This window comes from Jiella pacifica (genome assembly GCF_010500815.1).
Classification (GTDB): Bacteria; Pseudomonadota; Alphaproteobacteria; order Rhizobiales; family Rhizobiaceae; genus Jiella; species Jiella pacifica.
Genome location: NZ_JAAAMG010000005.1, coordinates 165965 through 179742, shown reverse-complemented (window position 1 = coordinate 179742; position 13778 = coordinate 165965). Strand labels below are relative to the sequence as shown.

General features: G+C 67.4%; 10 protein-coding genes. 9 read left to right on the top strand and 1 reads right to left on the bottom strand.

The annotated features are described in order from the left end of the window. Positions 1 to 154 precede the first annotated feature (154 nt). From GTK09_RS27395 to GTK09_RS08400, 4 genes are all read left to right on the top strand, one after another. On the top strand, positions 155 to 2434 hold the full coding sequence (locus tag GTK09_RS27395; RefSeq protein ID WP_163462677.1) for an acyl-CoA dehydrogenase: 2280 nt from the start codon (positions 155 to 157) through the stop codon (positions 2432 to 2434). Continuing rightward, positions 2431 to 3717: an acetyl-CoA C-acetyltransferase gene (locus GTK09_RS08410; RefSeq protein ID WP_163462675.1), complete on the top strand. Its 1287-nt coding sequence runs from the start codon at positions 2431 to 2433 to the stop codon at positions 3715 to 3717. The genes GTK09_RS27395 and GTK09_RS08410 overlap by 4 nt, the downstream gene beginning before the upstream one ends. 63 nt (positions 3718 to 3780) lie before the next feature. Next, positions 3781 to 5883: a 3-hydroxyacyl-CoA dehydrogenase NAD-binding domain-containing protein gene (locus GTK09_RS08405; RefSeq protein ID WP_163462673.1), complete on the top strand. Its 2103-nt coding sequence runs from the start codon at positions 3781 to 3783 to the stop codon at positions 5881 to 5883. After that, complete coding sequence (locus GTK09_RS08400) at positions 5883 to 7751, top strand: acetyl-CoA hydrolase/transferase C-terminal domain-containing protein (protein ID WP_163462671.1); 1869 nt, start codon at positions 5883 to 5885, stop codon at positions 7749 to 7751. The genes GTK09_RS08405 and GTK09_RS08400 overlap by 1 nt, the downstream gene beginning before the upstream one ends. A gap of 35 nt (positions 7752 to 7786) precedes the next feature. Here the strand turns inward: GTK09_RS08400 and GTK09_RS08395 are convergent, their stop codons facing one another. Continuing rightward, the gene (locus GTK09_RS08395) at positions 7787 to 8629 is read right to left on the bottom strand and encodes a fumarylacetoacetate hydrolase family protein (RefSeq protein ID WP_163462669.1); all 843 of its coding nucleotides are present in this window, start codon (positions 8627 to 8629) and stop codon (positions 7787 to 7789) included. A gap of 226 nt (positions 8630 to 8855) precedes the next feature. Here GTK09_RS08395 and GTK09_RS08390 point away from each other — a divergent pair, with 226 nt between their 5' ends. From GTK09_RS08390 to GTK09_RS08370, 5 genes are all read left to right on the top strand, one after another. Further along, positions 8856 to 10664, top strand: a complete 1809-nt coding sequence (locus GTK09_RS08390; RefSeq protein WP_163462667.1) for an acyl-CoA dehydrogenase family protein — start codon at positions 8856 to 8858, stop codon at positions 10662 to 10664. Next, positions 10664 to 11401, top strand: coding sequence for a crotonase/enoyl-CoA hydratase family protein (locus GTK09_RS08385; protein WP_163462665.1), 738 nt, complete (start codon positions 10664 to 10666; stop codon positions 11399 to 11401). The genes GTK09_RS08390 and GTK09_RS08385 overlap by 1 nt, the downstream gene beginning before the upstream one ends. Positions 11402 to 11669: 268 nt before the next feature. Next, positions 11670 to 12974: an RsmB/NOP family class I SAM-dependent RNA methyltransferase gene (locus GTK09_RS08380; RefSeq protein WP_163462663.1), complete on the top strand. Its 1305-nt coding sequence runs from the start codon at positions 11670 to 11672 to the stop codon at positions 12972 to 12974. After that, entirely contained in the window at positions 12971 to 13312 is a 342-nt protein-coding gene (locus GTK09_RS08375; protein WP_163462662.1) for a hypothetical protein, read from the top strand. Before GTK09_RS08380 ends, GTK09_RS08375 begins: the two co-directional genes overlap by 4 nt. Continuing rightward, positions 13309 to 13758 (top strand): TspO/MBR family protein, encoded by a 450-nt coding sequence (locus GTK09_RS08370; protein WP_163462660.1) that lies wholly within the window; start codon positions 13309 to 13311, stop codon positions 13756 to 13758. Before GTK09_RS08375 ends, GTK09_RS08370 begins: the two co-directional genes overlap by 4 nt. The last annotated feature ends 20 nt before the right edge of the window (positions 13759 to 13778 follow it).

The following is a 13778-nucleotide window of genomic DNA, read 5'->3' as shown; positions in this document are numbered from 1 at the left end:
CTATTTGGGGGGCTTGTCGCGTGTCTCGCGGCGGTGTCGCTACAGGAACGATTTTGACGTTTACGTAAAAGTAGCGTATCAGGCCGCCAGCTAGGCAGCACTCGGGGCAGCTTCGGCATTCGCCCCAGGCAAGGAACCGAAAGGGAGCCGTTCCATGTCGTTTCGCAAGGACAAGATCACCCGCCCGATCTTCAAATGGGCCAAGGGCGTCATGCCGTCCATCTCGAAGACCGAGCAGGAGGCCATCGGCGCCGGCACCGTCTGGTGGGACGGCCAGCTGTTCTCCGGCAATCCGGACTGGGACGAATTGATCAAGACCCCGCCGGCGCGGCTTTCGCCGGAAGAGCAGGCCTTCATGGACGGGCCGGTGAACGAGCTCTGCGGGATGATCGACGACTGGAAGATCGCCTCGCAGGATCACGACCTTCCCCAGGAAGTCTGGGCATTCCTGCGCGAGAAGAAATTCTTCGGCATGATCATTCCGAAGGAATATGGCGGCCTCGGCTTTTCCAACACCGCCCATTCGGAGATCGTCCGCAAGGTCTCGTCGGTTTCGGTGGTCGCCGGCGTCACCGTCATGGTGCCGAACTCGCTCGGACCCGGCGAACTGCTCCTGCATTTCGGCCGCAAGGAAGAGCGGGACTACTGGCTGCCGCGCCTTGCCGACGGCCGCGACATTCCCTGCTTCGGCCTGACTTCGCAGGATGCCGGCTCGGACGCCGCGGCGATGACCGACACCGGTATCGTGGAATATGGCGAGCATGAGGGCGAGCGCGTCCTCGGCATCCGCCTCAACTTCCACAAGCGCTACATCACCCTCGGCCCGGTGGCGACGGTCATGGGCCTCGCCTTCAAGATGTTCGATCCGCAGAACCATCTTGGCCGCGGCGAGGAACTCGGCATCACCGTGGCGCTCTTGCCGACCTCGCATCCGGGGGTCTCTCACGGCGAGCGGCACATCCCGCTGCACAGCTATTTCCAGAACGGCCCGCTCTCCGGCGAGGACGTGTTCATCCCGCTCGACTGGATCCTCGGCGGCGAGAAGCAGATCGGCCAGGGCTGGACGATGCTGATGACGGCGCTGGCCGCCGGCCGCTCGATCTCGCTGCCGTCGCAGGCCGCAGCCGCCGCTGCCTATTGCGCCCGCGTCACCGGCGCATACGCCCGGGTGCGCACCCAGTTCGGCGTGCCGATCGGCATGTTCGAGGGCATCCAGCAGCCGCTCGCCGAGATCGTCGCCAATGCCTACACGATCGACGCCGCCCGGCGGCTGACGGTCGCCGCCCTCGACGAGGGGCACAGGCCCTCGGTGCTGTCGGCGATCATGAAGGCTCACGCCACCTACCGGATGCGCGAATGCGTCGAGCGGGCGATGGACATCCATGGCGGCAAGGCGATCATCGAGGGCGAGAAGAACTATCTCGCGCCGATGTACATGTCGGTGCCCATCGGCATCACCGTCGAGGGCGCCAACATCCTCACCCGCAATCTGATGATCTTCGGCCAGGGGGCAATCAGGGCCCATCCCTACATGCTGAAGGAGATGATGGCGCTGTCGGAGGAGGACCGGGAGAAGGGCCTCGCCGATTTCGACGAGCATTTCTGGGCCCATGTCGGCCATTCGATGAAGACCGCCTGGCGCTCCTTCGCGCGCGGCTGGACCGGCGGCCTCGCCGCCCCGGCGCCGAAGAACGCCGCCTTCACCGGCCACTGGCGGCAGCTGTCGCGCTATGCCGCCGCCTTCTCGCTGCTCTCCGACCTGTCGCTGCTCACCCTTGGCGGAGCGCTGAAGCGCAAGGAGATGCTCTCGGCTCGGCTCGGCGACATCCTGTCGGAACTCTATCTCCTCGGCGCGGTGCTGAAGCGCTTCGAGGTCGAGGGACGCCCGGAGGCCGACAAGCCGCTGATCGAGTACATCATGGAGAAGGGCTACTGCCGCCTCGGCATCGCCTTCAACGGCGTGCTCGACAATCTGCCGGCTCGCTGGGCCGCCGTCTTGGTGCGCTTCCTCGCCTTCCCGCTCGGCGTTCCCTACGAGGAGCCGTCGGACGAACTGACCACCGAGGTGGCGAACATGGTGATGCGCCCGTCGTCCCAGCGCGACAGGCTGACGCCGGACGTCTATCTCGGCGAGCGCCATGCATCGCACCCTGTCAAGGACCTCGAACATGCCTTCGAGCTGGTCTGCGACGCGGCGCCGATCGAGAAGAAGATGCGCGAAAAGAAGGTGAAGGATCCCCTTGCCGCGCGGGATGCGGGCGTTATCACCTCGGACGAGTACGTGCGCCTCATGACGGTGAAGGAAGCGGTCGCCAAGGTGGTCGCGGTCGACGCCTATCACGCGCACGACGTGTCGCCGCTCGCCGACCAGCACGCCACCCAGCGGCGCAAGGCCGGCAACGAACAAATCGAGCCGCGCGAGGCCGCCGAGTGAATTCACGCCCCGTCTATCTCGTCGACGGTGCCCGCACGCCCTTCATCAAGGCGCGCGGGCGCCCCGGCCCCTTCACCCCCGTCGATCTCGCCGTCCAGTGCGGCCGGCCGCTCTTGTTGCGGCAGGGTTTTCCGGTCGCGGCGATCGACCTCGTCGTCCTCGGCTGCGTCAACGTCGTCGCCGACGAGATGAACCCGGCGCGGGTGGCATCGCTGAGGCTCGGCATCTCCGACGAGATCCCGGCCTTCACCGTGCAGATCAATTGCGGCTCCGGCATGCAGTCGGTCGACACGGCCTTCCGCTACATCGAGCGCGGCACCCATGAGATCGTGCTCGCCGGCGGAGCCGAGGCGCTCAGCCATTCGCCGCTGGTTCTGCGGCGCGGCGCCGTCGAGTGGTTCGCGGCGCTCAACCGGGCGAAGTCCGTTGGCGAGCGGGCGGGGATGTTCGCCAAGCTGAAGCCGGACTACCTCAAGCCCGTCATCGGGCTGGAGCGCGGCCTGACCGATCCGATCACCGATCTCAACATGGGCCAGACGGCCGAGATCCTCGCCCATCTCTTCGACGTCTCCCGCCGCAATGCCGACGCCTATGCCATCGAGAGCCATCGCCGGTTGGGCGAGGCGACAAAGAACGGCTGGCTGAAGGACGAGATGCTGCCCGCTGTCGCAAGGGACGGCAAGGTCTACGACCATGACGACGGCATCCGGCCGGGAACCACGGTCAAGGATCTCGGCAAGCTGAGGCCGGCCTTCGAGAAGCCCTATGGCAAGGTAACGCCCGGCAATTCCTCGCAGATCACCGACGGCGCCTCCTGGACGATCCTCGCCTCGGAAGCGGCGGTGGAGAAATACGGGCTGAAGCCGCTGGCCCGCATCGTCGATTCCGACTGGGCGGGCCTCGATCCCTCGATCATGGGCCTCGGCCCGGTCACGTCGACAGCGCCGATCCTGAAGCGCCAGAACATCTCGGTTGCGGATATCGATCTGTGGGAGCTGAACGAGGCCTTCGCCGCGCAGGTGCTCTCCTGCGTCGCCGCCTTCGACCAGCCTGACGTCACCGACGGCGTCCTCGGCCTCGAAGGACGCGGCGGCAGGATCGGCCACGACAGGCTCAATGTCGACGGCGGGGCGATCGCGCTCGGCCATCCGGTCGGCACCTCCGGCAACCGCATCACGCTTCATCTCGCCAATGCCATGAAGCGGCTCGGCAAGAAGCGCGGCATCGCCACCGAATGCATCGGCGGCGGCCTCGGCGGGGCGATGCTGCTCGAAGCCGCCTGAGCGTTTGCTCGGGCGAATTCCAATCGACAAGAAACGCGGCGACAGCGGACGGAAACGGACGATATGGGCAGGATGCTGAACGCGCTTTCGCAGCGCGATCTCGAACTGGGGCCGGCACGAGACGTCGAGCCGACCGGACATTTCCGGGTCGCGAAGGACGACAACGGCGTCGTCTGGATGGTGCTCGACCGCACCGACAAGCGCGTCAACACCATCGACCGTCCGGTGCTGGAAGAGCTTGCCGGCCATATCGAGCGCTTCGAGAAAGAGCGGCCGGCGGCGATCGTCATCCGCTCCGGCAAGGCGGCCGGCTTTGCGGCCGGCGCCGACATCAACCAGTTCGTCGGCGCCTCGACCGCCGAGATCAAGGCAGCCCTCGATCAGGGGCACCAGGTGCTGGATCGTCTGGCGGCGCTGCCATGCCGGACGATCGCCGTCGTTCACGGCCACTGCCTCGGCGCCGGCCTGGAACTGGCGCTCGCCTGCGACCGCCGCATCGCCGTCTCCGACGCCTCGCTCGGCTTTCCCGAGGTGATGCTCGGCCTTCACCCCGGCCTCGGCGGCACCTTCCGGGCGCCCTCCATCGCCGATCCCGTCGAGGCGATGACGATGATGCTGACCGGCCGAGCAATGCCGGCCAAGCGTGCCCGGTCGATCGGTCTCGTCGACGCCGTCGTCGAGGAGCGCCATGTCGCGGCGGCCGTCGAGGCGGCGTTCTATGGCGACCTGCGCAAGAAGTCCCCGTCGCTCCAGGCACGGGCCATGGGCTACAAGCCTGGCCGTCAGTTCGCCGCGCGGCAGATGCGCAAGAAGACGGCTGAAAAGGCGCGGCAGGAGAACTATCCGGCGCCCTTCAAGCTGATCGACCTCTGGGAGGAGCATGGCGGCAACCCCAGGGCCATGCAGCGCGCCGAGATCGATAGCTTCGCCGAGCTGATCGAGACCGAGACCTCGAAGAACCTCGTGCGGGTGTTCTTCCTGCGCGAGAAGATGAAAGGCCTGAAGGACGGCTCCTCAGGCGTGAAACATCTCCATGTCGTCGGCGCCGGCGCGATGGGCGGCGAGATCGCCGCCTGGGCGGCGGGGCAGGGCTTCAAGGTGACGCTCGGCGACATCAAGCTCGAGCCGATCGGCGGCGCCGTGAAGAAGGCGGCGAAGATGCTGGAGAAGGTGCTGAAGGACCCGCTGAAGGTTCGCGACGCCCTCGACCGGCTGATCCCCGACCCGGACGGCCTCGGCATCTCCCATGCCGATCTCGTCATCGAGGCGGTGCCGGAAAAGATCGAGCTGAAGCACAAGATCTACGCGGCGATCGAGCCGCAGCTGAAGGAAGGCGCTCTGCTCGCCACCAACACTTCGGCCTTGCCGCTCGCCGATCTCGCCGCCGGCCTCAAGGACCCGTCACGCTTCGTCGGCCTGCACTTCTTCAACCCGGTCTCGCGCATGCAACTCGTCGAGATCGTCTCGCACGATCGGATCTCCTCTGAGACGGCGCGCCGCGCCACCGCCTTTGCCGCCGAGATCTCGCGGCTGCCGGCTCCGGTCGGCTCGGCGCCCGGCTTCCTCGTCAACCGCGCGCTGACGCCGTACATGGCCGAGGCGCTCGTGCTGCTCGACGAAGGCATCCCGAAGGAGCGCATCGACCTGCGGGCCGAGGAATTCGGCATGCCGATGGGGCCGATCGAACTGACCGATCAGGTCGGGCTCGACATCGCCCTCGACGTCGCCACCTCGCTGCGGGAACGGCTCGGCGAAAACACGCTGCCGCCGGCCCCCGACTGGCTGACGAAGATGGTCGAGGAGAAGCGTCTCGGCCGCAAGACCGGGCGCGGCCTTTACGACTATGACGACGAGGGCAAGCCGAAGAAGATCGCCCCCGAAGCGCTGCCGGACAATTCCAAGGACGATCCGGACATGATCGACCGGCTGATCCTGCCGATGCTGAACGCCGTCGTCGCCTGCATCGACGAGGGCGTCATCACCGACGAGGAGATCGTCGACGGCGCGATGATCTTCGGCACGGGCTTTGCGCCCTACCGCGGCGGCCCCGTCCACTATGCGCGCCAGCGCGGCATCGACGGGATCGTCCAGCGGATGAAGGATCTGGCGGCCAAGCACGGGCCTCGCTTCGAGCCGCATCCGGGCTGGGAGCGGCTCAAGGGCTGATGGTGCGACGCTTCGCCGACGAGGACGAACTCGCCCGCGCCATCGTCGAAAGGGTCGGCAGGAAGATCGTGCTCGCCTTGCCGCTCGGCCTCGGCAAGGGCAACCACGTCGCCAATGCGCTCTATCGCCTGGCAGCGGGAGATCCGTCCATCGTTTTGACGATCTTCACCGCCCTGTCGCTTGATCCTCCCTCGGGGGGCAGCGGCCTTGCCGGCCGTTTCGCCGGCCCGCTCGCCGAACGGCTCTATGACGGGGTGACGCGGCTCGACTATGTCGACGCCCGCAAGAAGGGGCAGCTGCCGCCGAATGTCCGGGTGATCGAGTTCTTCCTGCAGGCCGGATCGCTCCTGTCCAACCGGGCGGCGCAGGAGAACTACGTCTCGGCGAACTACACCCATGCCGCCCGCTATGTGGTCGAAAGCGGCGTCAACGTCGTCGCCCAGATGGTGGCGCCCTCCGAGGACCGGGAGCATTATTCCCTCGGCTCGAATACCGACATGACGCTCGACCTCCTGCCGGTGATGGAGGCGATGAAGGGCGCGGGGCGAGAGGTTCTCCTCGTCGGCGAGGCGAACCGGGAGATGCCCTTCATGGGCAGTGCGGCCGCTCTTGATGTGTCGCGCTTCGACATGATCCTCGAAGGTGGCAGGGCCGAGGAGGCCCGGCTCTTCTCCGTGCCGAAGCAGCCGATTTCCCTGACCGACCACGCCATCGGGCTCTATGCGGCAGCGCTGGTGAAGGACGGCGGGACGATCCAAATCGGCATCGGCGGCATGGGCGACGCCATCGCCAATGCGCTGATCCTCCGGCACCGCGACCCGGTCCGTTTCAAGGCTGTGCTCGCGGCGCTCGGAAACTGGCCGGAGACGATCGAGCTCGAGACCCGCCCCTTCGAGGAAGGCCTCTATGCGCTGTCGGAAATGTTCGTCGACCCGCTGATGCAACTGATCGACGCGGGCATCGTCCGGCGAGAGGCATCGGACGGCAAGATCCTCCATGGCGGTTTCTTCGTCGGGCCGGAGAGCTTCTATCGCCGGCTGCGGGAAATGGACCTCGAACTGAAGGAAAAGATCGCCATGCGCGAAATCTCCTTCATCAACGACCTGCCCGCCCATGATCGCGCCCGCCATGCCGCAGACCGGCGCGACGCGCGCTTCTTCAACTCGGCGATGATCGCCACCGCCCTCGGCGACGTCTGTTCCGATCAACTGGAAGACGGGCGGGTGGTGTCTGGCGTCGGCGGGCAGTTCAACTTCGTCAATCAGGCCTTCGCGCTCGAAGGCGCACGCTCGATGCTGATGCTCGCTTCCACCCGCAATGGCGGGCGCCAGTCGAACATCCGCTGGAGCTACGGCCACACCACCGTGCCGCGGCACATGAAGGACGTCGTCGTCACCGAATACGGCGTCGCCGACCTTCGGGGCCGCGTCGACCGCGACACCGCCGCGGCGATGATCGCCATTGCCGACGAGAGTGCGCAAGGCTCGCTGATCGGGCAAGCCGTTGCGGCGCGAAAGCTCGAAATCGGGCACCGGCCGAAGCGGTGGAATTCCAGGCGGGAGCTGGAAGACGCGCTGAGACCCTTTGCCGACGTTCTGCCGACCTATCCCTTTGGCACCGACCTCACCGCGGAGGAGCGGCAGCTGGCCCCGGCGCTGCGCCGATTGAAGGAGCACGAGGGCAACTGGCCGGCGATGGCGCGGCTCTTCAGGCGCGGGCTGGGCGGCGAACCCTCTTCCGCTCACGCCGCCGCGCTGGGCAGGCTGGACCTCGCAAGGCCGCGCAGCCTCGCCGATCGAATGACCCGGGTCCTTGTCCTCGGCGCGCTGCGGGCCGAGAGTGATCGCGCCAAGGACGCGGGCGGATGAACGCCGCACCGCGACAAGGCGCGCCGGGCTTCACATCAGATCGCGACGCAGAGATTTTCCTGCTCGCCGAGGCCGCTGCCGCCGAGGCGTATCCGATCGCCGGCCTTCAGGAAGCGCGGCGGGTCGTAGGACAGGCCGACGCCCGCCAGCGTACCCGTCAGGATGACGTCGCCCGGCTCCAGCCGCATGAAGCGCGAGACGTAGGAGACGAGGTAGGGGATCTTGAAGATCATCTCGCCCGTCGAGCCGATCTGCTGGCGCTCGCCATTGACGTCGAGCCACAGTGCGACGGAATCGGGATCGGACAACTCGTCCGGCGTCACCAGCCAGGGGCCGAGCGGGCAGAAAGTGTCGTGCGACTTGCCCTTGGTCCACTGCCCGCCGCGCTGCAGCTGAAAGTTGCGCTCGGTGATGTCGTTGGCGAGGCAATAGCCGGCGATCGCGCGCTGGGCATCCTCGACGCCGGCATATTTGGCGACGCGGCCGATAACGACGGCGAGCTCGACGCCCCAGTCGACCCGGTTCGCCAGCCGGGGAATCTCGATCGGATCGTTCGGGCCGCAGGCGCTCGTCGCCGATTTCAGAAACAGCGTCGGCTCCGGATTCATCCGGAAGCCCGCGAGCCGGGCGCTGTCGGAATAGTTCGGCCCGACGCCGACGATCTTGCCGATGCGTTCGATCGGCTTGCAGAGGCGAACGCCTTCCGCGACCTTCGGAAGCGTCTCGGGATCGATCGCCGCAAGCTCCACCAGCCGGTCGGGGTCGAGATTCGCGCCGTCGAGGGTCCCGACGTAATCGGAAGTATCGCGGATGCCGCCGGCCTCGTCGACGAGGCCCGGGCGCTCCGAACCACGCTCGCCAAACCGAACAAGCCGCATCGAGACCTCCCTAATGTATCGTGGAAGAAATGGCTGAACGGGCGGCCGGGTTCCTTGCAGGCGCGGGTTCGCTGCAGAAAGGGTCGCCGTCCGCTTTCACTCGCGACATATGGAGTTGAAGTGGACGGGCGTCGACGCGCTTTCAATCGAAACAGTTCGAATAATTGATGATATTGCACAGCCGGCGATCGACTTCGCCGCGCGGAGCGACGGAGGAGATCAAACAATGCCACGGCCACCAGTCGAGGACATCGCCTTCACCTTGCGGACCATAGCGGGTCTCGACGGGGCGATGGCAGAGGGGCTTCTCCCGGATCTTTCGCCGGACCTCGTCGAGGCGGTTCTGGCGGAAGCGGCGCGCTTTGCGGATGAGCGCATGGCGCCGCTCGACCGGATCGGTGACGAGGTGGGGGCCTGTTTCGAGAACGGCGGCGTCACCATGCCGTCGGGCTGGAAGGAGCTTTACCGGGACTGGACGGCGGGCGGTTGGAACGCCTTGTCCGGCCCTGCCGAATATGGCGGGCAGGCGCTGCCGACGGCGCTCGCCGCGGCAGTTGCCGAGATGTGGAACCACGCCTCCATGCCCTTCGCCCTCGGCCCGCTGCTCACCATCGGCGCGGTCGAGGCGGTGGAAAAGCACGGCTCCGAAGAGCTGAAGCGCATCTATCTGGAAAAGCTCGTCTCCGGCGAATGGATGGGCACGATGAACCTCACCGAGCCGCAGGCGGGCTCGGATCTCTCGGCTCTTCGTTCGCGGGCCGAGCGCCGGAGCGACGGCAGCTACCGGATCTTCGGCCAGAAGATCTACATCACCTATGGCGAGCACGACCTGACCGACAACATCGTCCATCTGGTGCTTGCCCGGCTGCCGGACGCGCCAGCGGGCGTGAAGGGCATCTCGTTGTTCCTCGTACCGAAATTCCTGCCGGACGAGAGCGGCGCGCCGGGCCGGCGCAACGACGTGGTCTGTCATTCGATCGAGCACAAGCTCGGCATCCATGCCTCGCCGACCTGCACCATGCTCTACGGCGAAGGCACGGTCGAGGGCGAGGAGCCGGGTGCGGTCGGCTTCCTCATCGGCGACGAAAATCGCGGCCTCGCCTGCATGTTCACGATGATGAACAACGCCCGGCTGATGGTCGGGATGGAAGGCGTCGGCCTCGCCGATGCCGCCTATGACAAGGCGCTCGCCTATGCGCGCGAGCGCCGCCAGGGCCGGGCGACGCGGCTGGCGCCCGACGCCGAGAAGGCCGGCTCGATGAGCCCGATCCTCGCTCACCCGGATGTCGCCCGTACGCTTCTGACGATGAAGGGCCTGACCGACGCTGCCCGCGCCATCGCCTTCAACTGCGCCATCGCCACCGACCGGGCGCGGGCCCATGCGACGAGTGATGCGGAAAAGGCCGGCCTCTGGCAGGAGCGGGCCAATCTCCTGACCCCGGTCGCGAAAGCCTTTGCAACCGACGTCGCCTGCGAGGTCGCCTCGCTCGGGATCCAGGTTCATGGCGGCATGGGCTTCGTCGAGGAGACCGGCGCCGCAAGGCTGCTGCGGAACGCCCGCATCACGCCGATCTACGAAGGCACCAACGGCATCCAGGCGATCGACCTCGTCACCCGCAAGATCGGCCAGTCGGGTGGCGAGGCGGTGTCCGGCCTGTTTGCCGAACTCTCGTCGACGCTTGCCGAACTGTCGCGGCGAAATGCGCCGGAATTCGGCGAGACGGCCGCCTGTCTCGAAGCCGGAATGGCCGATCTTCGGGCCGCGACGGACCATCTCCTCGGCCTGTTGCGATCGAAGGAGACCGACGCGGCGCTCGCGGGCGCTGCTCCGTATCTCAGGCTCTTCGCCCTTGCATCAGGCGGCATATGGCTTGCCAAGGGCGCACTGGCCGGGCCGAACGATCAGCGGATCGCGCTTTGCCGGTTCGTCGCCGAGAATCTGGTGACCGAGTCGTCGTCCCTCAGGCACAAGGTGGTGGCAGGGGCAGCGAGCCTTGCGGCCGCCCACGATCTTCTCGTCGAGGCGGCATCGTGATGTCCGAGCTGATCGAAACCGGCGTAAGGGACGGCGTCATGACCCTCCGGATGAACCGTCCGGACAAGAAGAACGCCCTCAATCGCGAAATGTACCGCGCGATGCTCGAAGCATTGCAGGCGGCGTCGTCCGACGAGGCCATCCGCGCGGTCGTCTTCGCCGGGGTGCCGGGGGCGTTTTCGGCCGGCAACGACATCAAGGACTTCCTGGCGATCGCCGAGGGCGGCTCGCTGCCGGCCGAGACGGGCGATTTCCTGCATCTCGTCGCTGGCTTCGACAAGCCGATGATCGCCGCGGTGGACGGGCTGGCCATCGGCATCGGCACGACGCTGCTGATGCATTGCGACCTCGTCTATGCGAGCCCGCGATCGATGTTCAAAACCCCCTTCCTCGACCTCGGCGTCACGCCGGAAGCGGCCTCCAGCCTGATCGCTCCGCGCATGATGGGCGACCAGCGGGCCTTTGCCCTGCTCGTCCTCGGCGAGAGCTTCGACGCCGAGGCGGCGCGGCAGGCGGGGCTGGTCTACAAGCTGGTCGACGCCCCGGAAGAGGCGGCATCGAGCGCCGCGGTCCAACTCGCCGCGAAGCCGCCCGAAGCGCTGCGGATCGCCCGAGGCCTGCTGCGCGGCCGCCGCGAGGACGTGCTCGCCCGCATGGACGAGGAACTCGAGATCTTCGCCGGACGGCTCCGCTCCGACGAGGCGCGGGCGGCCTTTGCGGCGTTCCTGAGCCGCTGACGGGCGAGGACCGTTGGCTCGTCGTCGTCCGGGACTCTTCGGCGAGGCAGCGGAGGTGAGATGCGCCCAGCGACACCGTTCCTCCGTCAGCGGTCCCATGCCGGAAGCCGACCGCGCTGGATGATCCCATCCGCCGGCCGCATTTGCCCCGCCGGCAGCGGCAGTGATAGACGCTGCCGTTTCGGCGCCCTTCGAACGCGACTCGTCGAACCCTTGTCAGGATGCCCATGACCACCGCATCGCCCATCATCCGTGAAAAGGTCTCGTCATGCGTCTAGGCGGGCGTCTGGCCGCGGCGATCGAAGTGCTATCCGACGTCGAGGCGCGGCGGCGGCCGGTCGCCGACGCGCTCAAGGACTGGGGCCTCGCCCACCGCTTCGCCGGCTCCGGCGACCGGGCGGCGATCGGCAACATCGTCTACGACGCCTTGCGCAAGAAGCGCTCCTACGGTTTTCGCATGGGCGACGAGGGCGCTGCGGCGCTGGGCTTTGCCGCGGTGCTCGATGGGCTCGGAATGGAGACGGCGGAACTGGCCGCCGCGCTGGACGGCGACCGTTTCGCGCCAGCGATGCCGGGAGACGACCAGGTCGGGCGCTTTGGCGGCGCCGATCTCTCCGAAGCGCCCGATGCCGTGCGCGCCGACGTGCCGGACTGGATCGCCGCCCGTCTCGAAGCATCCCTCGGCGACGGCTGGGTGGAGGAGGCCGCGGCGCTTTCGACGCGTCCGCCGCTCGATCTGCGCGTCAACACGCTGAAGGCCGATCGCGACAAGGTGGTGAAGGCGCTCGCGCCTTTCGACGCCACCGCGAGCGATCTCGCCCCGGAGGGCATCCGCATCGCCGCGATCGAAGGGGCCGGCCGCCATCCGAACGTACAGGTGGAGGCGGGCTTCCAGAAAGGCTGGTTCGAGGTGCAGGACGAGGGCTCGCAGCTCGCCGCGCTGCTCTCCGGCGCCGCTCCCGGCGAACAGGTGCTCGATCTGTGCGCCGGGGCAGGGGGCAAGTCCCTGGCTCTGGCCGCCATGATGGAGAACACCGGCCAGATCCATGCCGCCGACTCGGACCGCCACCGTCTCGCTCCGATTCACGAGCGGCTCGCCCGCGCCGGCAGCCGCAACGTTCAGGTCCACGATCCGCGCGAGGACATGGCCGGTCTCATCGGCTCCATGGACCTGACCCTCGTCGACGCGCCCTGCACGGGCTCCGGCACCTGGCGGCGGCGGCCGGACGCCAAATGGCGCCTGTCCGAAAACGCGCTCGCCAAGCGGATCGAGGAGCAGGATGCGGTGCTCGATCGCGCTGCGCGCTTCGTGCGCCCCGGTGGCCGGCTCGCCTACGTCACCTGCTCGCTCATCGCCGACGAGAACGCCGCCCGCATCGCCGCCTTCCTGGAGCGGCATGCCGGGGAGGGGTTCGCGGTGGCCGACACCGGTGCGCGCTGGGCCGCGATGCTGCCGGAAGCGATCGAGCGCTGCCGCGTCAGGGACCTTGCCGGAGGGAGCGTGATCACCATGACGCCGAAACTCACCGGCACGGACGGTTTCTTCTTCGCGCTGCTTGAGCGGGCAGGATGAACGGCGGCCCGAATTGGCCGCTCGTCGGGAAGTGGCGCATCCTCTCGACCGAGATGTGGGATCGCGAGGCGCTCGACAGCTGCGGCCCGGCCTATTTCCTGTTCGGCGAGCGGGAGGGCGAGGCCCGGCTGATCGTGATGGAGCTCTCCCTCGACTGCGGATTCTCGAACACCATGGTCCACTTCGATTTCCACGGCTCGGACGAGGGAATGGAGATTTCGGGAGACGGCTTTGCGGAACTGCGGGAGGACGGGCTGATCGAAGGCGAGATTTCACTCAGGGACGGCGACGAAAGCATGTACGTCGCGCGCCGGTGGCGGGCCGAGGACGAACGATGAGCCGATATCTCGCCCTGCCGCTGTTCCTGCTCCTGAGCGTCGGGGGCGGTGCCCTGATCGGGCTCTCCGTTGAGACTGGCGGCTGGTACGCAGAGCTCGCCAAGCCGAGCTTCAACCCGCCGGATTGGGTCTTCGCGCCGGTCTGGGGAACGCTCTACATCCTCATCGGCGTTGCCGGCTGGCGCGTCTGGCGCGCGGGGATCGGAACGGCGCAGAAGCTGTGGTGGCTGCAGCTGGCGTTGAACGTCGCCTGGCCGCCGGTGTTCTTTTCCGCCCACATGCTCGGCGCGGCTCTGATCGTCATCCTCGCCCTCGACGCGGCGGTCGTCGCCTTCGTCGCCGCTGCCTGGCGCACGGAGCGGGTGTCGGCGTTGCTGTTTCTGCCTTATCTCGCCTGGGTCGCCTATGCGAGCCTTCTCAACGCGGCACTCTGGTGGTTGAACTAGCGGCCGCAACGAACGCGCCG

What these genes read in the sequence shown, in the direction of transcription:
- GTK09_RS27395 (WP_163462677.1), top strand. Translation starts at nt 155, where the DNA reads ATGTCGTTTCGCAAGGACAAGATCACCCGCCCGATCTTCAAATGGGCC.
- GTK09_RS08405 (WP_163462673.1), top strand. Translation starts at nt 3,781, where the DNA reads ATGGGCAGGATGCTGAACGCGCTTTCGCAGCGCGATCTCGAACTGGGG.
- GTK09_RS08400 (WP_163462671.1), top strand. Translation starts at nt 5,883, where the DNA reads ATGGTGCGACGCTTCGCCGACGAGGACGAACTCGCCCGCGCCATCGTC.
- GTK09_RS08395 (WP_163462669.1), bottom strand. Translation starts at nt 8,629, where the DNA reads ATGCGGCTTGTTCGGTTTGGCGAGCGTGGTTCGGAGCGCCCGGGCCTC.
- GTK09_RS08390 (WP_163462667.1), top strand. Translation starts at nt 8,856, where the DNA reads ATGCCACGGCCACCAGTCGAGGACATCGCCTTCACCTTGCGGACCATA.
- GTK09_RS08385 (WP_163462665.1), top strand. Translation starts at nt 10,664, where the DNA reads ATGTCCGAGCTGATCGAAACCGGCGTAAGGGACGGCGTCATGACCCTC.
- GTK09_RS08380 (WP_163462663.1), top strand. Translation starts at nt 11,670, where the DNA reads ATGCGTCTAGGCGGGCGTCTGGCCGCGGCGATCGAAGTGCTATCCGAC.
- GTK09_RS08375 (WP_163462662.1), top strand. Translation starts at nt 12,971, where the DNA reads ATGAACGGCGGCCCGAATTGGCCGCTCGTCGGGAAGTGGCGCATCCTC.
- GTK09_RS08370 (WP_163462660.1), top strand. Translation starts at nt 13,309, where the DNA reads ATGAGCCGATATCTCGCCCTGCCGCTGTTCCTGCTCCTGAGCGTCGGG.